Origin of the sequence: Kitasatospora cineracea, from assembly GCF_003751605.1 — a bacterium.
Classification (GTDB): domain Bacteria; phylum Actinomycetota; class Actinomycetes; order Streptomycetales; family Streptomycetaceae; genus Kitasatospora; species Kitasatospora cineracea.
Window position 1 is genome coordinate 5,228,245 of sequence record NZ_RJVJ01000001.1, and the last position, 25,915, is coordinate 5,254,159.

The 25,915-nt window shown below is 71.8% G+C and carries 21 protein-coding genes; 8 read left to right on the forward strand and 13 right to left on the reverse strand.

Translation table 11 applies throughout. The annotated features are described in order from the left end of the window. Window positions 1–114: 114 nt before the first annotated feature. The 4 genes from EDD39_RS23610 to EDD39_RS23625 form a co-directional block, all read right to left on the reverse strand. Window positions 115–549 (reverse strand): MarR family winged helix-turn-helix transcriptional regulator, encoded by a 435-nt coding sequence (locus EDD39_RS23610; RefSeq protein ID WP_123559074.1) that lies wholly within the window; start codon window positions 547–549, stop codon window positions 115–117. Window positions 550–656: 107 nt separating this feature from the next. After that, on the reverse strand, window positions 657–1,523 hold the full coding sequence (locus tag EDD39_RS23615; protein WP_123559076.1) for a fumarylacetoacetate hydrolase family protein: 867 nt from the start codon (window positions 1,521–1,523) through the stop codon (window positions 657–659). Window positions 1,524–1,553: 30 nt separating this feature from the next. Then, entirely contained in the window at window positions 1,554–2,594 is a 1,041-nt protein-coding gene (locus EDD39_RS23620) for a cupin domain-containing protein (protein WP_123559078.1), read from the reverse strand. Continuing rightward, window positions 2,591–3,838, reverse strand: coding sequence for an FAD-dependent monooxygenase (locus tag EDD39_RS23625; RefSeq protein ID WP_123559080.1), 1,248 nt, complete (start codon window positions 3,836–3,838; stop codon window positions 2,591–2,593). Before EDD39_RS23625 ends, EDD39_RS23620 begins: the two co-directional genes overlap by 4 nt. Before the next feature lie 746 nt (window positions 3,839–4,584). On the opposite strand from EDD39_RS23625, the gene EDD39_RS23630 reads away from it, so the two are divergent. From EDD39_RS23630 to tcmP, 5 genes are all read left to right on the forward strand, one after another. Next, entirely contained in the window at window positions 4,585–7,062 is a 2,478-nt protein-coding gene (locus tag EDD39_RS23630) for a beta-glucosidase H (RefSeq protein WP_123559082.1), read from the forward strand. Window positions 7,063–7,205: 143 nt separating this feature from the next. Further along, a complete protein-coding gene (locus EDD39_RS23635) occupies window positions 7,206–7,676 on the forward strand; it encodes a MarR family winged helix-turn-helix transcriptional regulator (RefSeq protein ID WP_123559084.1) in 471 nt (156 codons plus the stop codon). A 135-nt stretch (window positions 7,677–7,811) separates the two neighbouring features. Continuing rightward, a complete protein-coding gene (locus tag EDD39_RS23640) occupies window positions 7,812–9,416 on the forward strand; it encodes an MFS transporter (RefSeq protein ID WP_123559086.1) in 1,605 nt (534 codons plus the stop codon). A gap of 532 nt (window positions 9,417–9,948) precedes the next feature. Further along, window positions 9,949–10,476, forward strand: coding sequence for a hypothetical protein (locus tag EDD39_RS23645; RefSeq protein ID WP_123559088.1), 528 nt, complete (start codon window positions 9,949–9,951; stop codon window positions 10,474–10,476). Window positions 10,477–10,616: 140 nt separating this feature from the next. Continuing rightward, window positions 10,617–11,762 (forward strand): three-Cys-motif partner protein TcmP, encoded by a 1,146-nt coding sequence (gene tcmP / locus EDD39_RS23650; RefSeq protein WP_162870100.1) that lies wholly within the window; start codon window positions 10,617–10,619, stop codon window positions 11,760–11,762. Here tcmP and EDD39_RS23655 read toward each other — a convergent pair. The 8 genes from EDD39_RS23655 to EDD39_RS23690 all read right to left on the reverse strand — a co-directional run bounded on the left by EDD39_RS23655 (window position 11,752) and on the right by EDD39_RS23690 (window position 19,946). Beyond that, on the reverse strand, window positions 11,752–12,498 hold the full coding sequence (locus EDD39_RS23655; RefSeq protein WP_123559092.1) for a DUF5131 family protein: 747 nt from the start codon (window positions 12,496–12,498) through the stop codon (window positions 11,752–11,754). The genes tcmP and EDD39_RS23655 overlap by 11 nt on opposite strands. A 176-nt stretch (window positions 12,499–12,674) precedes the next feature. Then, the gene (locus EDD39_RS23660; RefSeq protein ID WP_244257273.1) at window positions 12,675–13,919 is read right to left on the reverse strand and encodes an IS256 family transposase; all 1,245 of its coding nucleotides are present in this window, start codon (window positions 13,917–13,919) and stop codon (window positions 12,675–12,677) included. Between the two features lie 162 nt (window positions 13,920–14,081). Beyond that, window positions 14,082–15,140: a serine hydrolase domain-containing protein gene (locus tag EDD39_RS23665; protein ID WP_123559095.1), complete on the reverse strand. Its 1,059-nt coding sequence runs from the start codon at window positions 15,138–15,140 to the stop codon at window positions 14,082–14,084. A gap of 85 nt (window positions 15,141–15,225) precedes the next feature. Then, window positions 15,226–16,338 (reverse strand): glycosyltransferase family 4 protein, encoded by a 1,113-nt coding sequence (locus tag EDD39_RS23670; protein WP_123559097.1) that lies wholly within the window; start codon window positions 16,336–16,338, stop codon window positions 15,226–15,228. After that, window positions 16,335–16,871 (reverse strand): dCTP deaminase, encoded by a 537-nt coding sequence (locus EDD39_RS23675; RefSeq protein ID WP_123559099.1) that lies wholly within the window; start codon window positions 16,869–16,871, stop codon window positions 16,335–16,337. Before EDD39_RS23675 ends, EDD39_RS23670 begins: the two co-directional genes overlap by 4 nt. After that, window positions 16,871–17,407: a dCTP deaminase gene (gene dcd, locus EDD39_RS23680; protein ID WP_123559101.1), complete on the reverse strand. Its 537-nt coding sequence runs from the start codon at window positions 17,405–17,407 to the stop codon at window positions 16,871–16,873. Before dcd ends, EDD39_RS23675 begins: the two co-directional genes overlap by 1 nt. Further along, entirely contained in the window at window positions 17,404–18,636 is a 1,233-nt protein-coding gene (locus EDD39_RS23685; protein WP_123559103.1) for a bifunctional UDP-sugar hydrolase/5'-nucleotidase, read from the reverse strand. The genes dcd and EDD39_RS23685 overlap by 4 nt, the downstream gene beginning before the upstream one ends. Further along, a complete protein-coding gene (locus EDD39_RS23690; RefSeq protein ID WP_123559105.1) occupies window positions 18,633–19,946 on the reverse strand; it encodes a UDP-N-acetylglucosamine 1-carboxyvinyltransferase in 1,314 nt (437 codons plus the stop codon). Before EDD39_RS23690 ends, EDD39_RS23685 begins: the two co-directional genes overlap by 4 nt. A gap of 307 nt (window positions 19,947–20,253) precedes the next feature. Here EDD39_RS23690 and EDD39_RS23695 point away from each other — a divergent pair, with 307 nt between their 5' ends. Beyond that, window positions 20,254–21,447: a helix-turn-helix domain-containing protein gene (locus tag EDD39_RS23695; RefSeq protein WP_123559107.1), complete on the forward strand. Its 1,194-nt coding sequence runs from the start codon at window positions 20,254–20,256 to the stop codon at window positions 21,445–21,447. 80 nt (window positions 21,448–21,527) lie between these two features. Continuing rightward, on the forward strand, window positions 21,528–23,306 hold the full coding sequence (locus EDD39_RS23700; RefSeq protein ID WP_123559109.1) for a S9 family peptidase: 1,779 nt from the start codon (window positions 21,528–21,530) through the stop codon (window positions 23,304–23,306). On the opposite strand, the gene EDD39_RS23705 is transcribed toward EDD39_RS23700, so the two are convergent. Further along, window positions 23,296–24,540 (reverse strand): helix-turn-helix transcriptional regulator, encoded by a 1,245-nt coding sequence (locus EDD39_RS23705; RefSeq protein WP_123559111.1) that lies wholly within the window; start codon window positions 24,538–24,540, stop codon window positions 23,296–23,298. The genes EDD39_RS23700 and EDD39_RS23705 overlap by 11 nt on opposite strands. 346 nt (window positions 24,541–24,886) lie before the next feature. Here EDD39_RS23705 and EDD39_RS23710 point away from each other — a divergent pair, with 346 nt between their 5' ends. Further along, entirely contained in the window at window positions 24,887–25,873 is a 987-nt protein-coding gene (locus EDD39_RS23710; RefSeq protein ID WP_123559113.1) for a hypothetical protein, read from the forward strand. Window positions 25,874–25,915 lie beyond the last annotated feature (42 nt).

Here is a 25,915-nt window from a genome sequence, read left to right on the forward strand (position 1 = left end):
GTCGAGCGGCGTCGACGTCACCGAAGCCCGGAGGGGTTCCGCCTCCATGGTGCGGGAGCGGGCTCCGGTCTCCGGACGCCCGGAGGTGTGAGGTGCGCCGCTCCGCCCGGGAGGTCAGCCGGCGTCGTCGACGCAGGCGATCTTCCGCAGCAGGTCGATCGCGACGGGCCGCTCGCCGTCCTGGAGGGAGGCCAGCAGCAGTTCGTTGACGTGTTCGGCAGGCGGGATGAGCTGCTGCAGCAGCCGCGCACCCTCGGCGGTGAGCTCCAGCAGGGTGCGGCGGCGGTCGGCGTCGTCGCGGACCTGGCTGACGTAGCCCTGGTCGGTCAGACGCCGGACGATGTTGTTGACGGTGGAGCGGTCCAGGGAGGTCGCGGACGCCACCGTGCGCTGGTCGTTGCCGGGCATGCGGGCGAGCGCGTTGAGGACGGCGAACTGCTGGGAGGTGACCTCGCGCGAGACGTGCGCGGCCCAGAGCGAGGTGTGGACCTGCTCCGCCCGGCGGATGAGGTGCCCGACGTAGTGGTCCAGTTCCAGTGAGCGTGTCAAGGTGCTGCCGTTTCCTTCGCCGAGGGGTGCCGCGGGCGCGCGTGGGTGCGACCGGTCGTCGAGTCTACGAGCGCGCGGCACCGCCCCGGCGCGGCGCAGGGCCCGGATCAGTCGGCGGTGCGCACCCGGCGGCCGGGCCGCTCGGCGTACGGGGTGGCGCGGCTGCCGTCGACGCCGACCTCCAGGCGGCCGATCCGCTCGATGTCGACGGTGATCCGGTCGCCGTGCCGGATCGGGCCGACGCCGGCCGGGGTGCCGGTGGCGATCACGTCGCCGGGGTGCAGGGTCATCACGGAGCTGGTGTAGGCGATCAGCTCTGCGACGCCGAAGATCAGGTCCGCGGTGCTGGTGTGCTGCCGTTCCTCGCCCGCCACCGCGCAGCGCAGGTCGAGCGCGTCGGGGTCGGGGACCTCGTCGGCGGTGGTGACCCACGGGCCGAGGGGGGTGAAGGTGTCGTAGGACTTGCGGGTGGAGCGGTCCTCGGTGGAGCGGACTGTGATGTCCAGCAGGCAGCTGTAGCCGAAGACGTAGTCGAGGGCCTCGCCCGCAGGCACGTGGCTGGCGGTGCGGCCGATGACGACGGCGAGCTCGCCCTCCTGGTCGGTGCGCGTGTCGCTGTAGGGCAGCAGGACGTCCCGGCCAGGGCCGATCACGGAGGAGTTGGCCTTGAGGAAGACGCCGAGCTCGGCGATGGAGGTCGGGTACTCCATCTCGGCCTTGTGGTCGAGGTAGTTGACCGGCGCGCCGACGATCTTCCCGGGACGGGGGAGCGGGGCTTCGAGCTTCGCGTCCGCCAGCGGGACGCGCGGCAGGCCGGACAGGTCGGCGGGCAGGGTGCCGCCGAGCTCGATGTGACGCTGCAGGGGCCCGGCCGGGCCGTACGGGCCCGGACCGGCGAGGAGTTCGGTGACGTCGACGAGGTGGTCGCCGTCGACCAGGCCGATCCGGTCCTGGTCGAAGAGTGCGAGACGCATAGGTGGTCCTTGCTGGGGAGGGGAGGAGGATCAGGCGCCGGGGTCGCCCGGTTCGGTGCGGTACAGGCCCAGGGCGCGCATCACCGGCTCGTCGCTGTAGGAGAACAGCACCGCGTCCTGGGAGGCGGAGGCGTTGACGTGCCGGTAGGTGGCCCAGCCGGGGATGGCGATGGTGTCGTGCTCGGACCACTCCAGGCGGACGCCGTCGACGATGGTGGCGCCCTCGCCGCGGACGACGTTGACGATGGTGGAGGCGGTGTGGCGGCGGCCGGCGCCGTCGAAGCCGGGGCGCAGGCGGTGGATCCGGCAGCCGATGGTGGACATGACCGGTCCGCCGGTGAACGGGTCGGTGTACTCCAGCGCGATGCCGTCCACCTCGCTGCCGGTGGCGTCGTCGGCGATGGCGTCGAGCGCGCGGGCCGTCTCCTGCCAGGGGTAGCGGGTGACGGGGGAGTTGCCGGTGCCGTCCGGGGTGAGCCAGGTGGGGGTGAGGCGGCCGTGCAGGAACTGACGGCTGCCGAGGTCGGCGGTGCGGGTGAGCGGCTGGAGCCGCTGGTGGTACTGCTCGTAGAAACCGGCTTCGAGGGCGTTGACCAGCGGGTAGTCGAGGGCGTCGAGCCAGATCATCGGCGCGTCGCCCTGGTGGGTGTGGTCGTGCCAGTGCCAGCCGGGGGTGAGCAGCAGGTCGCCGGGTGCCATCCGCACGGGTTCGCCGTTGACGGTGGTGTAGGCGCCCTCGCCCTCCAGGACGAAGCGGAAGGCGTTGGAGGTGTGGCGGTGGGCCTGGGCGGTTTCGCCGGGCAGGATGATCTGCAGGCCCGCGTACAGGGTGGTGACGGTGGCGGGCGGGTCGGTGAGGCCGGGGTTGACCAGCATCAGCACGCGCCGCTCGGCCTCGTGCAGGGAGAGCGTCTTGGAGAAGTGCAGCAGGTGGGGGCGCAGGTCCTGCCAGCTCCAGCGGAACGGCACGGCCCGGCTGCGGGGCTGGGCGGGGAAGAGGTTGCCGTAGAAGCGCCACAGCGGGGCGGCGCCGAGTCCTTCCAGGTTCTGGTACGCCTGGTCGTCGGTCATGCCGGGGCTCCGATCGAAGCAGCGGTCGCGGTGGCGGGTGCGGCGACGGTGTCGGGGGCGGGTATCCACACCCAGGCGATGTCGTCGAAGTCCGCGGGGGAGCGGTGGGCCAGGGCGAGGTTGCGCATCGTGGCGCCCATGCCCTCCAGGTGGCAGAGGTCGCCGAACAGGTGCGCGCTGGTCTGGATCCGCCCGGCCCGCTCGGTGCGCCGCGCGGCGTAGGCGGTGAACGCGTCCGAGGCGTCGGGCTGTTCGCGCAGTGCCCGGCCGAGTGCGGTGGCGTCCTCCAGTGCCTGGCAGGCGCCCTGGGCGAGGTACTGCAGCATCGGGTGCGCCGCGTCGCCGAGCAGGGCGATCCGGCCGTAGGCCCACTGCTTCAGCGGCGGGCGGTCGTACAGCGGCCAGCGGCGGTCGCGGGCGACCAGCGGCAGCGCGTCGCGGACGGCGTCGCAGGCGCCGGCGAAGCGCTGCTCCAGCTCGGCCTCGGTGCCCCAGTCGTCGGAGTCGAGGGTGTAGCTGTCGCTGCGGAACACGGCGACCTGGTTGTACAGCTCGCCGCGCCGCACCGGGTACTGGACCAGGTGCATGGCGGGCCCGGCCCAGACCATGACGGCCTCGTCGGCCGCCGCCTGCGACATCCGGCCGGTCATCCGCTCGGTGGGGATCGCGCCGCGGAAGGCGACGTAGCGCGAGCAGACCGGGTCGCCCTCGCCGGTCAGCGCGCGGCGCAGCCGGGAGTGCAGGCCGTCGGCGGCGATCACCGCGTCGGCGAGCAGCGCCTCGTCCTGCTCCTCGAAGAACAGCCGTACGTGGTCGTTGTCCTGCTCGGCGTGGATGACGGTGAGGCCGGTGCACAGGGTGATCAGCGGCTCGGCTCGGCAAGCGGCGAGCAGGGCCGCGTGCAGGTCGGTGCGGTGGGTGACCATGTAGGGGTGCCGGAACCGCTCGGTGTAGGCGCTGCTGCGCAGGTCGAGCGAGCTCACCTCGGTGCCGGAGACGGCGTCCATCATGACCAGCCGGGGCGGCATGACGGCGTTGCGCTGCACGTCGGCCAGGACGCCGAGTTCGTCCAGGGCGAGCGAGGCGTTGGGCGCCAGCTGCAGGCCGGCACCGATCTCGCCGAACTGCGCGGCGCGCTCGACCAGCGTGACGGTGCGGCCCGCGCGGGCAGCGGCCAGCGCTGCGGCGAGACCGCCGATCCCGCCGCCGACGACGGCGAGCGGACGCGGGGATGACGAGGGCATGCGGCCTCCTCGTTCAGGAGTGGGAGGGGAGGGCGGCGTCGGGTGGGCGGCCGCCCCATATGATCAGTACATCAATCATTGATGCATAGACGATATGGGTCGGGCGGCACCTGGTCAACGCGCTGCAAGAAGGTTTCTCGCCACTGCCGGGAGCCGGATCGACAGGTAGGTGGACAACGTTTTACGGGTGAAGGCGCCGAAAGGGTTCGCGGCGGCCAGGTCGGATCGAGTGCCGATGCGGCCGCCATCCTGCGACTTTGCTACGCAAGGTCGATGTTGGGGCAGAGTGCCCGGCGGAAGAGGCGCCGCCGCAAGCCTTGACCGCCCCGTAGGTGACGTCTAGATTTCCGCGACATGTAGAACGTTTTACGCGCGGCAGGCGCAGTGTCAGGCCCACCCCCACCCCCGCGGATCTGACGGACAGTCTTTGGCTCACCCCCTCTCGATCGCCGATGACCGCCTGCCCACACGCGGCCAAACCCCCGTCCGATCCGCTCCCGCACCGGAAATTCGCTGCGGACCGAGACGACGCTCCGCCCTCGGCGGTCACGGAACTCCTCGACAAGGCTGGCGGAGCAACTGCCCGGAAGCCTTCATGACCGCTGCCCGGCGAGAAGCCCCGTCCGGTCCATCCGTCACACCCGCGTGCTGCGGAACTCCCATCCGCGCACCGCCCCGCCCCCCACCACCGGCGCGTGCTCCACCACGCACGCCCGGCCCGTTGCTAGATTCCCCCGGAGAGCCGCATGAGACGCCGCGCGTTCCTCACCACCGCCGTCCTGTCCGCCCTGGCCACCACCGTCCCCCCATCGGCTGCGGCACCCGCCGCCCGCGCCGCCACGGCCGGCGCCACCCCCCGGACCCGAGCCGACCAACTCCTCGCCACGATGACGCCAGCCCAGAAGGAAGCACTGATCCGGTGCGACTTCGGCGCGCTCGCGGGCCTTGGCATCCCTGCCCTGTCCATCGCCGACGCCTCGGCGGGCCTGCGCGGCGAGAGCGGCGTGACGGCCTTCCCCGTCCCGATCGCCCAGGCCGCCACCTTCGACGCCGACCGCACCGGCGCGCTCGGCGCCGCCATCGGCGCGGAAGGCCGCGCCAAGGGCTACAACAACCTGCTCGCCCCCACCATCGACATCGCCCGGCACTGGCACTCCGGTCGCCAGGCCGAAGGCATGGGCGAGGACCCGTACCTCACCGGCACCCTCGCAACGACCTTCACCGCCTCGATGCAGCAGCAGGGCGTCGTCGCCACCGTCAAGCACTTCACCGCCTACACCCAGGAGGACAACCGGAGCGCGGTCAACGTCACCGTCTCCGACCGCGCCCTCCACGAGGTCTACCAGGCCCCGTTCCGCCGCATCATCGCCACCACCCCGCTGACCTCCGTGATGATGGCCTACCCCAAGGTCAACGGCGTCTTCGCCGTCCAGAGCCAGGCCCTGTTCAACGACCTGAAGAACACCATCGGCCTGCAGGGCTACACCGTCCCCGACTTCTGGGCCGGTGACGACCAGGTCGCCGCCGTCCGAGCCGGGATGGACCTCGTCGGACTCGGCCCCGGCGGCGTTCAGGCCCCGGCCGGCAGCATCACCTCCGGCGTCAGCTCCGCCCGCCTCGACGACGCCGCCCGCCGCGTCCTGGCCACCATGATCGGCGCCGGACTGTTCGACAACCCGCTCCCGGCCCCCGCCGCGAACGTCAGCACCCAGGCCCACCAGAACCTCGCCCACGACCTCGCCATCCACGGCACCGTCCTGCTGCAGAACAAGAACGGCGCGCTGCCCCTGGCCCAGGGCGCCCGTATCGCCGTCATCGGCCCGGCCGGCGCCGACACCATCACCGGCGTCTCCGGCTCCAGCTACGTCGACCCCGGCACCTGGACCACCCCACTGCAGGCCATCCGCGACCGGGCCGGCAGCGCAGCCACCGTCACCTTCACTCAGGGCAGCACCGGCGACGTCCCGCTCGCCGCCGTCCCCGCCACCGCGCTGAAGACCGCTGCGGGCGCCACCGGACTGACCGTCAGTTACTACGCCGGCCCGCAGCCCACCGGCACCCCCGTCGCCACCCAGACCGTCTCCACCATCGACTTCACCCAGGCCCCGCTCAGCAGCCTGCCTCCGATCTGGTCCGCCCGCTGGACCGGCAAGCTCACTCCCACCAGCACCGGCCTGCACCGCTTCTCGCTGCTGCCCTCCGGCACCGCGAGCCTCGCCCTCGGCGGGACCACCGTCGTCTCCGGCACCCGCCACATGGCCCGCTTCTTCCTCGGCCCCTTCGACTACCCCCTCCAGGGCACCGCCACCCTCACCGCCGGAACCCCCGTCGACGTCGAGGTCACCTACACCAACGCCAGCGCCCAGTACGGCACCTGCGGCCTCACCCTCGGCTGGCAGCCCGACTCCCTCATCCCCGCCGCGGTCGCCGCCGCACGCACCGCCGACACCGCCGTCGTCTTCGCCAACCGCACGGCCGGCGAGGACATGGACCACACCTCGCTCGACCTCCCCGGCGACCAGAACCAGCTCATCGCCGCCGTCGCCGCCGCCAACCCCCGCACCATCGTCGTCCTCAACACCGACGGTCCCGTCGCGATGCCCTGGCTGAACTCCGTCAGCGGCGTCGTCCAGGCCTGGTACGGCGGCCGCGCCGCCGGCACCGCGCTCGCCGCCGTCCTGTTCGGTGACAGCGACCCCGCCGGGCGCCTGCCCGTCACCTTCCCCGCCACCGCCACCCAGGGCGCCGGCGCCACCCCCGCGACCTACCCCGGCGACGGCACCACCGTCGCCTACAGCGAGGACACCGCCGTCGGCTACCGCTCCTACGACCGCTACGGCCAGAACCCCCTCTTCCCCTTCGGCCACGGCCTGTCCTACACCACCTTCGCCGTCGGCGACCTCACCCTCGCCTGGGACGCCTCCGCCAAGACCCTCACCGCCACCGCCAAGGTCACCAACTCCGGCACCCGCACCGGCTGGAGCGTCGTCCAGCTCTACGCCGCCCTGCCCGCTGCCGCCAACGCCGAACCCCGTCGCCTGGTCGGCTTCCGCAAGGTCCAGCTCGCCAAGGGTGCCAGTACCCGGGTCGCCTTCACCGTCACCGCCCAGGACCTCTCCACCTGGCAGTCCGGCGCCTGGTGCCTGACCCCGGGCCTGTACACCCTCTCCGCCGGCCGGTCCTCCCGCGACCTGCCCGTCCAGCGCACCATCACCCTCGGCTGACCGGATCCGCTGCGGCCCGGGCGAGACGGCACTGCCACCTCGTCCGGGCCGCAGTGCTGCGGGCGGCTGGAGCGGCCCGAGTGCCGTGGTTCGGGATGTTGGATATGTTGACATAGGTATGTCGGGGTATCTAACCTGGGGCGGTGCCCTCCTTCCGTGTTCGCAGTGAGCAAGTCGACTCCACCGCCGAGGTGTTGGTGTCCGTCCTGCCCGTGCTGAACCGGGTGCTGGAGCGGCAGGTCGCGCTGGACTTCCCGCACCCCGGGCTGCCCGAGGGGCAGCTCGCCCTGCTGAGGCTGGTCGAGGAGCGCGCGGGCATCACGGTCCGCGAGGCCGCTGAGGTGCTGCTCATGAAGCCGAACAACGTCAGCGCCCTCGTCACGCAGCTCACCGACCAGGGCCTGCTGGAGCGTCGGCAGGACGCCGGTGACAAGCGCGTCGCGCACCTGCACCCCACGCCGCTGGCCGCCTCGCGGCTGGCCGAGGCCCGGGCGATCAAGACCGCCCACCTGACGCGGCTGCTGGCCACGCTCACCGACGGGGAGCAGGACGCCCTCGGCTCGGCGCTCGGCGCCCTGAACTCGCTCGTCCGGCACCTCCACCCCGCCGGCTGACCGTCCGGCACCGCCCGCTCCACCCGTCGAACCGGTGCACACGGGCGGGTCCGACGGCGCTCCGGCGCGCGTCCGTGCCGCGAACGCGGCCGGGCGCGACGTCTCCGTCAACTCCCTTTCAGACAAGGCACCTTCATGCCCTCCTCCACCCCGGTGGACCGCACCGCCCTGCCCGCACCGGCCGAACCGCCCAGTGGATCCGGCGGGCGGCGCGCCAACCCGTGGCTGACGCTGATCGCCGTCGCGATCGGCCTGTTCATGGTCAACCTCGACGGGTCGGTGGTCTCGATCGCCAACCCGGAGATCGGCCGCGACCTGCACGCCTCCACCTCTGACCTGCAGTGGGTCACCAACGCCTACCTGCTGGCGATGGCCGCCGCGCTGATCCTCGGCGGCAAGCTCGGCGACAGGTTCGGCCGCCGCACCTTCTACCTGGTCGGCGCCGCCGGGTTCGTCGTCTCCTCGGTGATGATCGGCCTGATCGGCTCCGTGAGCGGCGTCATCGCCTTCCGCGCCCTGCAGGGCCTGTTCGGCGCGCTGCTGATCCCCAACACCCTGGGCCTGCTGCGCGCGGTCTTCCCGCCCCGGCAGTTCGGCACCGCCGTCGGCCTGTGGGCGATGGTCGCCTCCTGCTCGACCGCGCTCGGCCCGATCGTCGGCGGCCTGCTGGTCGAGCACGTCAGCTGGGAGTCCGTCTTCTACATCAACGTGCCCATCGGCATCGGCGCGCTGGTCTTCAGCCTGCTCGTCCTGCCGCAGAGCAAGGACTCCACCGGGCATCACCGTTTCGACCTGGTCGGCGTCGCTGTCCTGGCCCTCGGGCTGGTCGCTCTGGTCTTCGGCGTGATCAAGGGCGAGAGCTGGGGCTGGAGTTCGCCCGGCACCCTGGGCACCCTGGCGGGCGGCCTGGTGCTGCTGGCGCTCTTCGCCCGGCACGAGAGCCGGATCGCCCACCCGCTGCTGCCGATGCGGCTGTTCCGCAGCCCGGCCCTGACCATCGGCACGGTCGTCACCGCGATCAACTTCTTCGTCCTGCTCGGCGTCATCTTCTTCCTGATGCTCTACCTGCAGAACGTTCGAGGCCTCAGCCCCGTCGAGGTCGGCGTGCGCACCCTCCCGATGAGCCTGGCCTCCGTCGTCGCCGCACCCCTCGGCGCCGCCCTGACCGGACGCTTCGGCGCCCGCCTGACCATGCCCGCGGGCATGCTGCTGGAAGCCGTCGCCGCGCTGTGGATGAGCACCTGGGACAGCCACTCCGCCTACGGGGCGATGTGGCCGCCGTTCGTCCTGATCGGCCTCGGCGTCGGCATGGTGATGTCCGCCTCCTCCGACGCCATCGTCGCCAACGCCCCCGTCCGCGACGGCGGCGTGGCCAGCGGCCTACAGGCCACCGCGCTGCAGATCGGTGGCGCGCTCGGCACCTCCGTCTTGGTCTCCCTGGTCAGCGGCCGGGTCGGCGCCACGCTGGTGCGGGAGCTGACCGGTGCGGGCGTGCCGGAACTCGCCGCCCAGGGCTTCGCGGGCGCCAAGGACGCCGTCGCGATGGGCGTCGCCCCCGTCGACGCCACCATGCCCGCCCAACTGAAGGCCGCCGTCGTCGAAGGCAGCGGCAACGCCTTCATGAACGGCGTCCACACCGCGGTCCTGGTCACCGCCGTCCTGTGCGTCATCGGCGCCCTCCTCGCTGCCGCCGGACTGCGCCACGGCACCCGCAAGCTGACCGCCGCCGCCCACGCCTGAGCGGCTGATGCGGAGGAGGTGCCCGGCCGGTGGGTTCCGGCCGGGCACCTCCGGGTAGTACGCCGGGCGCACCGTGCGGCCCGCGGAGGTGCCCGCGCGGCGCGTGCGCTCCCGCGATCCGGGCACGATCGACCCGCGGCCACCGGGCCGAGAGCTCGACGTCCGTTCCGCGGGCCGTCAAAGGCCGTGGCACGGCCTGTGAGGACCGGTGGCCGGATCGTTCCGCCGCCACTCCCGCGGTGTTGCCCGCGACCTGACGAGCCGTCACTCTCTGCGGATGGTCAACAGGTGCCGTGCGATGAAGCCGGACGGGAAACTCTGCAGGAACCTCGTACGCCAAGCGGGCCTCCGCTGTCACCTGCATCAAGGGCTCCCCGCGGGTCCGAGGTCTCTCGGGCCCGCTCCTCGGCGCGCCGCCAACCGCCCGCAGCCCACGCCGTCCAGGCCCCGCCGGACGGCTCCGGCCCCGCCGCCCCTTCGGATCCCGCCCCAGCGCAGCGGACCGTCCACCTCACCCCGGGCGCCGCGCGTCGTGTCCCGTACGGAGACGGACAGCGCCGTTAGGGCGTGCGCGCAGCTCGTCGGCGGGGGCGGCGGCGACGTCATCGCGGCGCAGGCGGTGCGCTACGTGGCCCCGGAGATCTGGAACGCCCTCGTCGAGCGGCACCGTGGCAAGGGCTGCGACGCGCTGGCCGCCTTCGCCCGCGCGCTGCTGGACGGTAAGAAGTCCCTGCACGGCGTGGTCGGCAGCCTCGTCGGCGCCCTGCTGGCCGCACTCGGCCGCCCCCGCATCGAGCAGGTCTTCACGCAGGAGCTCGCCAGCCGCGTACCGCTTCCGTTCGGACACGAGATCGCCCTCGCCGCCCGCGGCCTCCAGGCAGCCGGCATCGTCATCTGCTTCACCGACGCGGGCATGATGAACGACTGCGCCTGCCTGCGCGACCTCCTGCTCAACGAGGGCAAGGCCCAGCTCGACAACCTCCTCCAAGGAGCCCTGAACGACTGGAGCGAACTACCGGCCCGCCTGCAGCCCGTGACCACAGCAGCCGGACAACACTGATCCAGGCTGCGGCTTCCGCCACCCGGCTACGCTGGATCGCAATGCTCCGGCCGATACGAGGTCTTTACGGCGGCGGCGCGGTTCCTCCACGCTTGATCGAGCACCGCCTGACATGTGCCACCGGTCGTGAAGGGGGACGGATGTCGAACGGAACCTCGAGGGAGTACTGGCACGCGCCCGCTCTGCCAAGCGTGTTCAAGCACGCGCTGCTCAGCCGCTACATACCCAAGTTCGGCGGAATGACGGGGTCGAAGAGCGGCCATGAGGTCGTCTACCTGGATGGGTACGCGGGCGAGGGGCGGTACGAGAACGGTGATCCCGGGTCGGTCGATACGGTGCTGCGCATCGCGGCGGACCACCAGGCCAAGGGCTTGATCCGTTGGACCTGCTTCTTCGCCGAACGGTCGGCGTCCTCGTTCGCCCACCTGGAATCCCTCGTCGGTGAATACTGCGGCCGGGGCGTCGACGCTCGCGCCTTCCACGGCGACGTCCTCACGTTGATGGACGACGTCCTGGCTGCCGCGGTCGGGCGGCCGTTGTTCCTCTTCCTTGACCCCTGCGGTCTGGGACTGCCGTTCGACACCCTCGTGGACATCCTGGCCCGCCGCCGCAGGGAGACCTGGCCCCCGACCGAACTGCTGCTCAACTTCAGCATGATGGCGGTGCGCCGCATCGGCGGGAACTCCCGTTCCGACAAAGGCAACGAGCGAACCAGCAAGCGCCTGGACGAGGTCTGCGGCGGCCAGTGGTGGCGGGAGTATTTCGCCGCCGGCTACAGCCGGGACGCGGACGACGAGGTCGCAGCCGAGTACAGCCGACGCCTCGGGCAGGCCACGGGCATGCACACGGTCTCCGTCCCGGTCACCAAAGCCCCCGGCCAGAAGGCCGTCTACAACCTCGTCTTCGGAACCCGCAGCAACCACGGCCTGTGGGTCTTCGGCGACGCGCACTCCCGTGCCCGCGACACGTGGTGGGAAGGGCTGGAACTCCGAGAAGAGGACGACGGGCTGTTCTCCGTGGCGAGCATGCAGCGCCCAGACCCGAAGAAGATCCACGACCAGGCGATCCCCGTCATGGCCCACAACATTGCCAGCCTGCTCCAGCAGGGCCGAGCCTTCAAACTCGTCGAGCACACGGCAGACGTCTTCGGAGAGTTCTACGGTCAGGTGCCCGAGACGGTGGCCCGCAAAGCGGTCAAGCACCTGAGAACGGCGGGTGGGACACCGAGCGACGGCACCGGCTCACCGATCCACAACCTGCAGGTACTTCCCCCGCTCAGACCGTGAGGGGCAGCGGCATCTGATCCCACGTCCGACCCTCCAGCAGCCGACCGCCGGCCTTGGGCGTGTGTCCACCCCACTGTTTGAAGAAGAACGCGACCTCTTCCCGCAGACAGGCGTCGCGCACGTCCAAGGCCCACTCCTCCTCCATCGGCCGATGACCGGGCCCGGACTCCCCACCGACGATCACCCAGTCGATGCCCTCCAGGTCCAGGCCGTCGAGCGGGCCGAGCAGCGGCTCGCAGGACAGGAACCGCACAGCGGCGGGCACGGCACGCAGGTCGTCGACACGGTCCAGCTCTGCCGCGCTCTCCACGGAGACACCGACCCACACGTTCGGCGGCCAATCCAACCGATCAGCCACACGGCGAAGCCGACGGGCCCGCTTGGTCAGCACCTGATAGGTGTGCTGCGGCGTATCGGCCATCACAGCGAAGACCCGACGCACGAAATCGAGCGGCACCTTCGCGTGGAACAGGTCCGACATCGAGTTGACGAACACCGTCCGCGGCGCCCGCCACCCGTACGGCACCGACAGCGCGTCCGGATGCAGCGTCAGACCGAATCCGGGCCCCGACGTCCGAGGATCGCCGTCCTCCTGGTACTTCGCCGCGCCCATCGCCTTGAGCCGCTTCGCCAGGGCCAGGGCGTAGCAGTTGTCGCAGCCGGCCGAGACGCGGTCGCACCCGGTGGTCGGGTTCCATGTCGCCTCCGTCCACTCGATGCTGCTGCGATCGCTCACTGCTCACTCCTCGCCCCAGACCCTCGCCCCGCGGCACCGGCCGCACGGCACTGCCTACCATCCTCTGCCAACAGCGCGATGTCGAACCGGTCGACAACAGCAACAGAACCTGCCCAACTGGAGAGAAAGCATGCTCCGGGTGTGTCCAGTGACTGGTGTATCTGATGTTGTGTGAGTTACCGGCGGCCGATGGAGAGTCGGCCGTCGAAGGCGATGTCGAACGCCTGGAGGGCGGGCTTCCATCGCATGGTCCAGCGTTTGCGGCCCCGGCCGGTGGGGTCGAGGCTCATGACGGCCATGTAAACGCACTTCAGCGCCGCTTGCTCGTTCGGGAAGTGCCCGCGGGCCCGGACGGCCTTGCGAATACGGGCGTTGACCGACTCGATCGCGTTCGTCGTGCAGACGACGCGACGGATCTCGACAACGAACTGCAGGAAGGGCACGAACTCGGCCCAGGCGTTCTCCCACAGCCGCACGATCGCCGGATACTTCCTCCCCCATGCCTCCTGGAACTCCAGGAACCGCTCCTCGGCGGCGTCCTGGGTCGGGGGGGGGGTGGAGACGGGCTTGAGCGCCTTCGAGATCTTGTCCCAGTCCTGGCGGGCCGCGTAGCGGAACGAGGCGCGCATCAGGTGGACGACGCAGGTCTGCGTGATCGCCTGCGGCCGGACCGTGCCGATGGCGTCGGGCAGCCCCTTCAAGCCGTCGCAGACGACCATGCACACGTCCTCGACGCCGCGGTTCTTGATCTCGGCGAGGACCTGGAGCCAGTACTTGGCGCCCTCACCGCCGTCGCCGGCCCACAGGCCCAGGATGTCGCGGGCGCCGTCGACGGTGACCGCGAGAGCGACGTAGACCGGCCGGTTGGCGACCTGCCCGTCGCGGACCTTCACATGGATGCAGTCAATGAACACGACCGGGTAGACCGGGTCGAGGGGACGGTTCTGCCACTCGGCCATTCCGTCCACGACCTTGTCGGTAATGGTGGAGATCGTCGACTTGGACACGCTCGCGCCGTAGACCTCGGCCAGGTGGGCAGAGATGTCACCGTGCGTCAGACCCCTTGCGGACAGGGACAGCACCATCTCATCCACGCCGGCCAGCCGCCGCCGGCGCTTCTTGACGAGCTGCGGCTCGAAGGAGCCCTGACGGTCGCGCGGCACCGCGATCTCGACCGGCCCGACATCGGTCAGCACGGTCTTCGAACAGATCCCGTTGCGGGAGTTCCCGCTGCCGGCCCCGACCTTGTCGTGCTTCTCGTAGCCGAGGTGGTCGGTGATCTCGCCCTCCAGAGCGGACTCCAGCACGCGCTTGGTCAGCTGCTGCAGCAGCCCGCCCTCGCCGGTCAGCCGGATCCCGCCTGCGTGGGCCCGGTCGACCAGCTGCCCGATCAACTGCTCGTCCAACAGGTCCGCCGCCATCTCAACCGGCCGAACCTCCTCAACCGCCTCAACCGAGGCAGTCACGTCGCTCATCAGGTGCTCTTCCTTGATCAGGAGATGCACCGGTCACCGTACAGACCCTCTTCTAGCGTGCGGAGTTGCGCCGGAGCGCTCAGGCTCGGTCGGTGCTTTCCCGTCAGGTCAGGTCTGGATGGGCCGTTCGTCGAAGGCGAGTTCCCGAAAGGCGTTGCGGATGCCGGTGAGGGGCTGCCGGTCGCGGGTGTAGTAGAGCTTGTTGGTGAGCAGTACGGCCCAGGTTTCCCGGCTGGGGGAGATCCACATGCCGGTGCCGGTGAAGCCGTAGTGGACCCAGGTGTCGTCGGCGGGGTCGGTGCCCGGGGCGGGGTGCCAGAACAGGCCGCGTGCGGGTGTCAGTTCGCCGGTGTGGACGGTCAGGGACTCCTTGACCCAGGTGGGGCCGAAGCCGGCCTGTCCGGTGGGGGAGGGGGTGAGCAGGTGGCGGAGGAACCGGGCGAGGTCGTCGGCGGTGGAGAAGACGCCGGCGATTCCGCAGACGCCGTTCAGGAGGCGGGCGGAGAAGTCGTGGGCGGTGCCGCGGAGGTGGCGGCCGGTCTCCTCGTCGAATTCGGTGGGGGCGCTCAGGGCGGCCCGGTCGGCGGGTAGCGGGCCGAAGCGGGTGGAGTCCATGCCGAGGGGCTGCCAGATCCGTTCGGCGGCGAGTCGGTCGAGGGGGTGGCCGGAGAGGTGTTCGGCGAGGTAGCCGAGGACGAGGGCGGCGCGGTCGGTGTAGTCGACGGCTTCGCCCGGGCGACGGTGGAGGGCTTCGTGGAGGACGCCTTCGCGGACGGCGGCCGGGTCGGTGCCGTAGAGGTTCTTGAGTTGGGCCCGCAGCGGGAGGCCGGCGGTGTGGGCGAGCAGGTTCCGTGCGGTGGCCCGGCCGAGGGGGTGCCCGGTTACCTCGGGCCAGAAGGCGCCGAGCGGTTCGTCGAGGGGGAGGAGGCCGTCCTCCCAGAGCGTGCCAGCGGTGGACCAGACGGCGAGGATCTTGGTGAGGCTGGCGACGTCGAAGACGGTGTCCGGCAGCATCGGGGTGTCCGGGCAGGCGGGGTCGAGGACGCCGACGGCGCCGCCCACTTGGAATCCGGCCGCGTTGCCGACGGCCCATACGGCGCCGGGGTAGGCCCGGTCGCGGACACCGTCGGCCAGGAGCTGCTGGATGCGGTCGGTGCTGGGTGTCATCGTCTCCCCGATTCGCTGTGGACGTCCCGCTCCGGCCAGCGTAGTGAGCGGGCCGGAGCGGAACGGGTTGCGGCGTGACGCGGCGTCAGCCGAGTCGGCGGCCGAGTTCGGCCAGGGCGGTGGCGGTGGTGCTGAGCGGGTGGCGGGCCGCGTTGGCCCGGCCCGCGTCGCGTAGTTCGGTGAGGAGGGTGCGGGCGGTCCGCAGCCGGCCCAGGGTGCGGGCGACGGCGGCGGGATCGGTGAAGTCGACGGCCAGCGCGGAGGCCCCGAGGGCCTCCACCAGTCCGGGGACGGGTTGGTAGAGGACGGGCAGGCCGCAGGCCTGGGCCTCGAGCGCGACCAGGCCCATGGCCTCCAGAGTGGTGGAGGGTACGGCGAGCGCGTCGTGCTCGGTGAAGGCCTGCCAGAGCTGCGGACGGGGCAGCCAGCCGAGGTAGCGGGCGTCGACGCCCGCCTGCTGGAGCACGGGGCGGAACGCGCCGAACTCCGCGGCCGGTGCGGCGATGCTCAGCTCGATCCCGGGGAGGGCGGCCAGTGCCTGGGCGAGGACGACGCCGCCCTTCTCCGGGGTGAGCCGTCCGGCGTACAGCAGCCGCAGGCGCTCGGCCGGGGCCGCCCCGAACGGTGCGGGCGGGTGGCGTAGGAGACGGTCGGGGACGCCCCACGGGATGTGGTGGATCTTGCGCGGATCGGTGTGGGGTGCGAGGCGGAGCAGGTGGTCGGCCATGGCGGGGGTGGGGGCCACGACGGCGTCGGCGAGGCGCGCGCTCTCGCGCAGGACCTGCAGTTGGTCGCGGTGCTGCTCGGCGAACAGCAGGTCGGTGCCGTGGATCAGCGCGATCCGGGGACGGTCGGGCAGGGCCCGGAGCAGCGCGGGGGTGGCACCGAATGCGAGGTGTTGCAGGTGCAGCACCTCGACCGGCTCCGCGGCCAGGGCGTGGGCGAGGGCTCGGGAGAGGGCGGCCACGTACCGGTGGAAGGTGGGCCCCTGGAGGGTCTTGCCGGTGACGGTGAGCAGGCCGAGCCCGGCCGGAAGCACGGGTGCTGGGCCGGACGGCCGGAGCATGAAGGCCCGGGCGGGGATCAGCGGGTCGGGGCCGGTGTAGAAGTCGTGGAAGAGTTCGACGCTGCCGCCGGGGCTGTCGGCGGGCAGGTCGAGGCAGGTGGCGACCAGCGGCCGGGGCATGGGGGTGGTCATCGGGGGCCTCCGGGGATCTCCTCGTAGAGACGGGAGGTGTCGATGCCGTCGGTACCGGTGTACTTGAGGCCGAGCTGCTGGTAGCTGGCGGGGGCGCCGAAGGTCTGGAGGAAGACGACCTTCCCGAACGTCATGCCGGCGTGGACCCGGACGGGGCGGACGGCGCGGATCTCCAGGGTCCAGCGGATCGCGTGGCCGGCGTGCCCGAGCGGAGCGGAGACGTGGACCCAGATGCCGAGCGATCCGACGGTGCGGTCGCCGTTGAGCATCTGCGCGTACCGCTCGGAGCCGGTGCGCTCCAGCGTCACCCCGAGGTAGAGCACGCCCGGATCGAGGACCACGCCCTCGGGCGGGATGGTGAGTTCCGTGGAGGAGGTGGGCGCGGCGGCGTCCAGGTCGCCGTCGCACACCCGCAGCGTCTCGCCCAGGCGCCAGTCGTAGGCGTTGGGGGACAGCCGGGCCGGGTCGAACGGCTCGATGGCGATCTCGCCCGCTGCGACGGCGGCGGCGATCGCGGGGCCGGTGAGGATCATCAGGCCGCCGCCCCGGCACCGGGCAGGTCGCGCCAGTAGGCAGAGGGCTGCGGGCCCTGTGCGGCCTGGTACTTGCCGCGGTAGAGGTCGACGGCGCCGACGGAGAGGAAGAACATGATCTGGCCGATCTTCATGCCCTCGTAGACCCGTAGCGGGCGGGTGGCGGAGAGCATCAGGGTCCACTGCCCGTGGAAGCCGATGTCGCCGATCGGCGCGGTGATCTCGACGAACAGGCCGAGCCTGCCCACCGACGAGCGGCCGAACAGCAGCGGGACGAACGTGTCGGAGCCGACCTCCTCCACGGTGTGCCCGAGGTAGAGCTCGCCGGGCTCCAGGACGAATCCGCCCGCACCGATCTCGAACTCCCTGGTGGGGTTGGGGCGGTGGGCGTCGATGACGGTGCCGGTGTAGACCCGCAGCGTCCTGCCGAGGCTGACGTTGTAGCTGTTGGGGTTGACCTGGTCGGCCTCGAACGGGGAGATGCGCATCCGGCCGTCGCCGGTGGCGGTGGTGATCTCCGGTCCGGTGAGGATCATGAGACGGCTCCTTCGTCGAATGGGGTGTCAGTGAGGGTGTGTCGGACGGCCAGCCCGAGCGGGTGGCCGAGCCGGTGTGCGGGCCCGGCCGGGAAACCCTCGGCCAGGTAGTCGGTGGTGAGTACGGCGCGCACCCCGGGCGGCAGCGGGTCGGGGACGGTCACCAGTGGCCCGGCCCGCTCGGCGAGCACGGGAAGCAGAGCGGGCAGGTCCGGATCGGCGTCTTCGGGGAGGGGAACGTGGACGAGTCGGTTGCCGCACGGTTCGACGGACAGCAGGTCGGCCAGGCACAGTTCGTCGCCGAGTGGGGTCTCCCGCAGCACGGTCTCGTTGAGGATCACGGCCTCCGCACCGAGTTCGGTGCGCAGCCGGACCGCGATGGCTTCCAGCAGTTCGCGCCGATCGGGCACCACGTTCCGCCAGCGGTCGGCGAGCCGCCCGAGCGGGATGGCGAGTTCGGCTGCGAGCGCCTCGATCTGCTCGCCGATCGGCTCCAACTCGGCAGGGAGTGGAGCTGATTGGGGAAAGCAGCCGGTGCGGGCGGCCCAGCCGACACCGGCGGGTTCGGCGAGGGCGTACCCGGCGCCGAGTTCGGCGCCCTTGACGATCAGGGTGGTGCCGACCTGCTCGGGACCGTAGCGGTCGCTGTGGCAGTGCCCGGCGAAGACGACGTCCAGGAACGGGCACTCGTCGACCAACCGAAGGTCGTGCTCGAATCCGGAGTGGGACAGCACTACCCAGGAGTCCACCTCGTGGTGGTGGGCGATCAGCAGGTCGCGCAGGGCCCGGACCGGGTCTGTGGCGCGTTGGCCGACACGATCGCCCAGTGGGATAGCGGAGAACGCCTGCTCGCCGATGACCGCAGTGACCGCCACTCTCCGGCCGCCGACCTCGGCCTTCTGCAGCGGACGGAACAGCAGTTCACCGGTCTCCGAGTCGACAGCGTTCGCGCAGACCGTCAACTCGCGCAGGCCTGGCTCGAAGTGATGGCTCCAGCCGTGGTTGCCCGGTGCGATCACGTCGAACAGCGATAGTAGGACGCGCCGCTCGACACGGCCTTGGCCGAGGCGGTAGATGCCGGTGCCCTCGAAGAAGTCGCCGCAGTCCACCACCAGGGCGCCCTCGCGGGCGGCGTGCAGGTGGGCCAGCATCCCGGTCGACCCGGCGAGGGAGGAGTGGATGTCGGTGGTGGCGATGATCTGCCGCAGCGTCCGCGTCGGCGGGGTCATCGGGTGGCCTCGGTGATGTCGGCCCCCAGCGCGCGGAGTTTTCCGGGCAGATCGGCGTGGCCGCGTCGGAGCTGGTCGAGACCGCTGACGGTCGTGGTGCCGCGTGCGGTCAGGCCGGCGATCAGCAGCGCAGTGCCGGTGCGGATGTCGGTGGCCCGGACAGCGGTGCCGGTGAGCCGCTGGGGTCCGGTCAGGTGGCATTCGGTCGAGGAGATCTCTTCGAACTCGGCCCCGAGTGCGCGCAGTTGGGAGAGCAGGTTGTGGTGTCGGCCGGGGTTGACTGCGTCGGCGAACCGGTGGGTGCCGGGCAGACCGAGGGCGAGGGCGAGCAGGGCGGGTTCGAAGTCGGCGTCCAGGCCGTCCGGGTCGAGCGAGGCTACGGCGGACAGCGGCTTGCCGCTCGGGGTGCCGCCACCGGGCAGAACCAGGGCCTCGGGTTCAGCTATGGCGGGGATGCCGAGACGGTTGAGCGCCCGGACGACAGGGGCGGTGTCCAGGCCGTGCACGCCTTCGATCCGGCCGCTGCCGCCGGTCGCGGCGATCGCGCAGGCCAGCGTTCCGGCTTCGATCTTGTCGCCGGGTACCGTCCAGCTCAGGTCCGCACCGCTGGTGACGGACGGAGGTTCGAGGACGAGGCGGTTCTCGCCGAGGTCCGCTCGCCATCCGCCCTGCCGCAGGAAGTCCAGTACGCCGGTGAACTCCGGTGACAGGTTGGGGCTGCCCAGGAGCAGCCGCCGATCGCCCGCCACGGCGCGCAGCACCGCGACGACGCTGGCCCCGCGGGAGCGGAACGGCAGCTCGATCGCCACCTGCCCGGCGCGGCCGGCGGCGGTGGCGACTCGGTAGCCGGCGTCGCCGGTCTCGACCTCGTCGCCGAACGCCTCGTAGACCTTGAAGTGCAGGTCCATGCCCCGCTCACCGATCCGGCAGCCCCCGGGCCAGGGCAACTGGGCCTGGCCGTAGGTGGCCAGCAGGGAGGGCACCAGGTAGTAGGAAGCGCGGATCCGGGCGGCCTCGGTGAGATGGGACAGCCGGGTGCGGTCCTCGACGGGAGCGAGGGCGACCGCCCGGGGAGCGGAGACAGGGCGGGTCAGGCAGTTGCCCGCGCGCTGGAGCAGCGTCAGCATCAGCTGGACGTCCGTGCTGTCGGGCACGTTGTCCAGGGTGACCGGGCGGCGGACCGCCGCGGCGGCGGCCAGCAACGGCAGGGCGGCGTTCTTCGAGCCGTCCACCCGCACGGCGCCGGCCAGCGGGCGGCCGGGGCGGACGGTGATGGACGGACCGGCCTCGGTGATGGAGATGGGCGTCATGGAATCCTCCACGGCAGTGGGCGGAACGGACGGGCGAGGGGGGAACGAGTCGGCCGGGCGAACCGGACCGTGGAGCCTCGTACCGGTCGGACGGAATGCGTCAGCGGCCGCCGCACGTCGGTCCGCGACGGTGGCCGGGCCTCCCGGGCCCGCCCCCGGCGGTCGAGCGCACGTTCGCCGCTCGATCGGGGAGAGCTCAATCCGACACCCGATCAGGTGGTCGTGGCAGGGCAGATTAGGTGGGTGAATTACGGCTGCCGAGTAGGCTGAATCCCCTTCCTACTCGCTCAGTTGGGGGATCGGACAGATGGAGAACCGGGCCTTGCGGCAGGCCAGGGAGGCAGCGGGCTGGACTCAGCAGGATGTGGCCGACCGTGTCCAGGACTGGCTCCTGGAACGTGACTTCGATCCCGGGAGCTTTGACGCCAGTACGGTCAGCCGCCTTGAATGCGGTCGCATCAGGTGGCCACGGGACGAGACGCGGACGGCACTGCGTGCGGTGTTCGGGGTCGACACCGATGCGGAACTCGGCCTGCACGGCAGGCGGAGGCCGCGGACCGCGAAGCCCGAGGTGAGTACGACGAGACGCCGAACCTTCCTGTCGATCGGCGCAGCCGCCGTGCTGCCCGACAGCGCGATCGCACCGACCCGACTCGGCGCCGACGATGTGCGCGAACTCCGGTACCACGTCGAAGCCCTGGCCGACTGGGACCGCCGCTCCGGGGGCCGTTCCACCCGCCACTTCGCCGGCCTGGAACTGCAGCGCGCGATCGGCCTCGGCACGGCGTCGATGAACCCGGCCGTCCGCACCAGCTGGAGCACCGAGGTGGCCCGGTTGGCCGGCCTGTACGCATGGACCACCTTCGACGCCGGGGCGAACGGCGCCGGGCCCGTCTTCGACCTGGCCCTCGAAGCAGCACGGGAGGCGAACGACTCCTCCGCCTACTGCCGCATCGCCACGAACGCCGCCCGCCAGGCCGTCCACGCGGCCGACGCCGACCGGGCACTGGCCCTCACCGCTTCCGTCCCCGGTGCTCACCCGCCCGCGGTTCGGGCGATGATCGCCGCCGTCACCGCGCAGGGCCTCGCACTCCGCGGTGACGTCCGGAGCGTGATGCGGGCCGTCGACGAGGCCGAAGCCCACGCGTCCCGCGCCGATGCTGCCGAAGAAGGCGAAGGGTGGATGCAGACCCTGACCCCGGGCAAACTCCGCTCCGACCTCGGCTACGCCCTGTACCGGTTGTCCGCGACCACCGGCCATCTCGTTCCCGATCTGGTGCCGCAACTGCGTCGCGCCGCCGGGGTATCCGCGACGGCCCAGCCTCGGGCGAAGGCGATGGGTGCAGCCCGGCTGGCCACCGTCCTGGTCCGCCAAGGGGAGCTGGACGAGGCCCGGCACCATGCGGCGGTCGCCGTCGAACTCGCTGCGGTCGTGCAGTCGGCGCGCCTCGACACGGCCGTCGCCGAGATGCGGGCAGCGGGTTGCGGAGAACCGTTCTGAACCGGTCGCGCGGTTCGTCGCGGAGCCGGGGCGGCCAGTAGCCTTCGAGACGACACGGCAGCCGAGAGGACCGGGACGACATGACCGAGAACGACGGACTGTCGGCTGCGGAAGCGGCTAGAGCCGCTGTCACCCGCGACGAGCTGGTGGCGGCTCACGGCGCGCTCTGGTGGCTGGAATCCGATCCGGACCAGGGCGGAGGGAAACGGCTGGTCCGATCCGAACCGTCCGGCCGGGCCGTCCCGGTCACTCCTTCCGCACTGCCGGTGGGTGGTTCGCTGCACGCCTACGGGGGCGGGAACTTCGCCGTCGCCGAAGACGCGGTGTGGTTCGTCGGCCCGGGGGACGGGGTCTTCTTCCAGCCCGTCGACGGCGATCCGGTCGTGCTGGAAAAAGGGAACGGCTGGGCCTACGGGGACCTCTCGCTGAGCCCGGACGGGAGGCTGCTCGCGGTCCGCGGCAACGACGGCACGGACGAGATCGTCGCCATCGCTCCGGACGGACAGGTGGAGGTGCTCGTCGGCTCCCCCGACTTCCTGGGCCACCCCCGTGTCGCGGGAGGCCGCTTGGCCTTCCTGGAGTGGGACCGGCACCGGATGCCTTGGGACGGTACCCGGCTGGTTGTCACGGGCATCGGTGACAGCCCGTCAGCTGCGTGCCGGATCGCGGGCGGGCCCGCCGAATCCGTGGTCCAGCCCGTTTGGGGCCCCGACGGCGAGCTGTACTTCCTGTCGGACCGCACCGGGTGGTGGAACCTCTACCGCCACCGCGCCGCGGGCGCCGTCGAAGCAGTGGCCCCGATCGAAGCCGACTGCGCTCCGGCCCCGTGGGAGGGCGGCTACCGGTCGTACGCGCTCTCCCCGGCCGGCGACACCGTCCTGACCGCGACGGACGGCATCACCACCGAGTTGCTCGTGGTGGACGGCGCAGGGCAGGTGTCGCGGATCGGGGCGAACCTCAGCTCCGTGAAGCCGTACGTGGCGCTCCTGGATGATGCGGTCGCCGTGATCGGATCGACTCCGACGAGTGCACCGGCGATCTGGACGGCTGATCTCGACAGCCGGTCCGGCGCGGTGGCCCTTCCGGCTTCCGCCGCGGAGCCGCTCACCGGACCTCGGTCCGGGCCGCCGCCCGTGGTGCGGTCCGTCCCCGGGGCCGACGGGCAGGTGCGCTACCTGCTCCACCTGCCCGAGGCCGACGGCCCGGTACCGGTGCTCGTCCGCGCGCACCCCGGACCGACCGACGGGGTGCCCCTGCGGTTGGACTGGTCGGTGCAGTACTTCGTCAGCCACGGCTTCGCGGTCGCGGAACCGCTCTACCGCGGGAGCACCGGCCGGGGCCGGGCCTTCCGGCAGCAACTGGACGGCCGGTGGGGCGAACTCGACGTGGACGACTGCGCCGCCGTGGCCGAGCACCTCGTCGCCCAGGGCGTGGCCCGCCCCGACGCCCTCTTCCTCAGCGGTGCCAGCGCCGGCGGGTACACCACGCTCCAAGCCGCTTGCCGGCCGGGCCCGTTCGCCGCGGCGACCGCGATCTCGGCGATCATCGACCCGGCCCGGTGGGAGCAGTCGGTACCGGCGTGGCAGCGCCCGCACGCGGTGGCCCTCCGCGGCCCGGCCGGTGCTGTCCGGCCGGAGCGGATCCGCTGCCCCGTCCTGGTGATCCACGGTTCGAAGGACACCATCACGTCCGGAGAGGATGCCATGGAGTTCGGCCGCGCCCTCGCCGCCCGCGGGGCGGGCGAGGTGCTGCTGCTGGACGGCGGCGACCACTACCTGTCCGACCCCCGGCACCGTGCGGCGGCGCTGGCCGCCGAACTCGGCTTCTACCGTACGGCGGTGCTCGGTCTCATCCGGTGACGGCGGCCGGCAAAACCGCCCTCGTGAACTCCTGCAGCTCCCGCACGGGGGCGTACCCGCTGTGCGGGCCGAGCGCGCCGAGGACCGCACCGACCCGTTCGACGCACCGGCCCGACCCGGTGCGCGCGGCGTACTCGACGGCCTCGGTGCCTACCGCACACGCCTGGTCCAACTCGCCGGAAGCGATCCAGGTGGAAGCGAGCAGGGCCGCGTCGATCGCACGCCGACGCACCCGGTCGGTGCCCACTCCGCCGAGCGCGTCGACCAGTTGTCCCCGGGCGGTCGGCGGCCTGCCGAGGTCGTGGAAGCAGTGGGCCGCCTCGTCCGCGAGGTAGGCGTGGGTGAAGTAGCCGATCCACGGCGGTTCGTCCGAGCCTCCTTCGTCGAGCAGCCGCTCCGCCTCCAGGAGCAGCCTGGTCGCCTCGTCTTCCCGCTGGAGACGCGCGTTGGCCCTGGCCACCACCGCCGTGATCGCCGCCCTGGTGGCAGGGCTCGCGGCCGTCCCGGCAGCGGCCAGGGCGGCCGATGCCCAGCGCAGCGCCAACTCGGCCTCGCCGCAGTGCAACGCGAGGTGCCCGAGGTTGACGGCCGTCAGGTACGCACCGTAGGCGTGGTCGCCGGTGGCGACGGTCAGGTTCAGCGCGCGTTGGTAGTACGCCTGCGCTTGCTGGGGGCGGCCGTTGTCCACGGCCTGGTAGCCCGCCAGCTCGCAGGCTTCGGCGGTCAGCATGGCCCGCTGGTGCGCGATCGAGGGACTGGCTGCGGGGCGCTGCTGGAGGTCGTTGAGCTGACGTTCGATGAAATCGGTGACCTGTCCGGCGCTCTGCCTGGCGCCGTAGGTGTGATCGAGCTGGCGGAACACGGCCAGCATCTGCCTCACCATCCCCAGATCCTCCTCCGTGACCCGCAGGGCCCGGCCAGGGGAGGGCCCACCGGTCGGTGACAGGCCGATCCAGTCGTTGACCATGTCGTCGAGGTCATGCAACGACGACGGATTGGAAGACGGGCCGGGGCTTCGGCTGCTGTCGGCCGCCGAGTTGAGCAGAGCGTCCAACTTTTCGACGCTGATCTTCAACGCCGTTGCGACCCGGGGAAGTTGCCTGGGGTAGGGCGTGGCCTCGCCGCGTTCCCACCGGCCCCAGGTCCGGCGGTCGACCCCGGCTGCCCGAGCGGCATCGTCCTGGGAGTGGCCGACCGCCCTGCGGCGCATCGCCAGCGGCGACGAGTCGTTCATCGGCAACCCCCACTTCGATGCCCGGAGAAACCGCAGCTCAAAGCCGCGATGTCCCAAGGCTGTCCCACGGATGTCCCCAAGTCTGACCTGTTCAGCTCCAGTTCGTGCCTGATTCTCTGTACTCACACCCGATCCGGTTCGTTCGGGAGAGTGGCGCGACTCGGTCGGCGTGCGGACGAACACCGACAGGCAGAGGCGCTGGTGCGGCTCTCCGATGTCGAAGCGGGTCCCTGTATGTCATGTTCAGATCAAAAAGCTGCTGCGCTACCGGCCATGTGGCAGATACCACGGCCGTTGCTACGGCTGCCGGGGCCGCACCGACGGACCACGAAGGAGGAAGCAGGTCATGTCATCAGCGCCCACGGCGGTCGGCACCGCCCAACTCGTGCCGCATCCGGCCGGCCATGACGGCGAGCTGCGGGCGGCGGTCGAGGAACTGCGGCAGGGACGGCGGTTCGCAGCGCGGGCGCTGCTCGCCCGTACCTGGGGGGACCCGGGGCTGTGGGCGGCGCGGACCCAGGTACTCGGCGCGGCAGCCGGCCACTCCGACGTGCTCCGCCATTGGGAGACCGAGGAGCCGGAGGCCGTCGGCCTGATCGCGCTGTGCACCCGTGTCGCGGTGGACCGCGCCGTGCTGGCCGGCCGGCAGCAGCCCGGCTCGCGCGATGCCGCGGCGCTGGACGGGGCTGCCCGGCAGTGGTGCTGGCTGACGGCTTCGGCGACCGAGGGCGACCCGGTGCCGTGGCTGGGCCTGCTCACCCTCGCGCAGTTGGACTCCCGGCAGGTCCGGCAGGAACACCGAGTGTCGGCGCCCGACCGGATGCTGCCACCGGGGCCGTGGGGGCTGTTCGGCCAGGCCCGCCGGGTCGACCCGTGGGGCCGGGAGGCGTTCCACCGGATGCTGCGCTTCTGGGCGGCCCGCGGTGAGAGCGGTCCCGCTGCCGAGTTCCTGGCCGCCCACCTGCCCGGCGCACCGGAAGGCTCAGCCCTTCACGCCCTGCCGCTGTACCTGTACGTCGACCGCTACCGCCGAGCGAAGCGCAAGGACGCCGTTCTGCTGCAGTGGACGAACGAGGAGAAGGTCCGCGCCACGGTGCTGACCGCGTTCTCGCACTGGCAGTTCGCGCTCGAGCGGGGTGCCCGGTGGCCGGTGGGGGACGAGAGTCACCTCGCCCACGCGCTCTGGGCGAGCCGCCGACCCCGGGAGGCGGCCGAGGTATTCACCGGCATGAGCCCGTTCGTCGCCTCGGAACCCTGGGTGACCATGTCCCCGGACCGGCCGGGTGACCTGCTGCGGCAGGCGCTGGCCCAGTCGTACGCCGTCGCCGGCTGACCGCTGCTCTTCCGTCCGCCGGACTCAACTCCCCTTTTTCAC

Coding starts and splice junctions, on each gene's coding strand:
- EDD39_RS23670 (WP_123559097.1), bottom strand. CDS start 16,338: ATGACCACCCCCATGCCCCGGCCGCTGGTCGCCACCTGCCTCGACCTG.
- EDD39_RS23685 (WP_123559103.1), bottom strand. CDS start 18,636: ATGACCCCGCCGACGCGGACGCTGCGGCAGATCATCGCCACCACCGAC.
- EDD39_RS23705 (WP_123559111.1), bottom strand. CDS start 24,540: ATGAACGACTCGTCGCCGCTGGCGATGCGCCGCAGGGCGGTCGGCCAC.
- EDD39_RS23700 (WP_123559109.1), top strand. CDS start 21,528: ATGACCGAGAACGACGGACTGTCGGCTGCGGAAGCGGCTAGAGCCGCT.
- EDD39_RS23690 (WP_123559105.1), bottom strand. CDS start 19,946: ATGACGCCCATCTCCATCACCGAGGCCGGTCCGTCCATCACCGTCCGC.
- EDD39_RS23640 (WP_123559086.1), top strand. CDS start 7,812: ATGCCCTCCTCCACCCCGGTGGACCGCACCGCCCTGCCCGCACCGGCC.
- EDD39_RS23710 (WP_123559113.1), top strand. CDS start 24,887: ATGTCATCAGCGCCCACGGCGGTCGGCACCGCCCAACTCGTGCCGCAT.
- tcmP (WP_162870100.1), top strand. CDS start 10,617: ATGTCGAACGGAACCTCGAGGGAGTACTGGCACGCGCCCGCTCTGCCA.
- dcd (WP_123559101.1), bottom strand. CDS start 17,407: ATGATCCTCACCGGACCGGAGATCACCACCGCCACCGGCGACGGCCGG.
- EDD39_RS23625 (WP_123559080.1), bottom strand. CDS start 3,838: ATGCCCTCGTCATCCCCGCGTCCGCTCGCCGTCGTCGGCGGCGGGATC.
- EDD39_RS23660 (WP_244257273.1), bottom strand. CDS start 13,919: ATGGCGGCGGACCTGTTGGACGAGCAGTTGATCGGGCAGCTGGTCGAC.
- EDD39_RS23630 (WP_123559082.1), top strand. CDS start 4,585: ATGAGACGCCGCGCGTTCCTCACCACCGCCGTCCTGTCCGCCCTGGCC.
- EDD39_RS23615 (WP_123559076.1), bottom strand. CDS start 1,523: ATGCGTCTCGCACTCTTCGACCAGGACCGGATCGGCCTGGTCGACGGC.
- EDD39_RS23695 (WP_123559107.1), top strand. CDS start 20,254: ATGGAGAACCGGGCCTTGCGGCAGGCCAGGGAGGCAGCGGGCTGGACT.
- EDD39_RS23675 (WP_123559099.1), bottom strand. CDS start 16,871: ATGATCCTCACCGGCCCCGCGATCGCCGCCGCCGTCGCAGCGGGCGAG.
- EDD39_RS23665 (WP_123559095.1), bottom strand. CDS start 15,140: ATGACACCCAGCACCGACCGCATCCAGCAGCTCCTGGCCGACGGTGTC.
- EDD39_RS23620 (WP_123559078.1), bottom strand. CDS start 2,594: ATGACCGACGACCAGGCGTACCAGAACCTGGAAGGACTCGGCGCCGCC.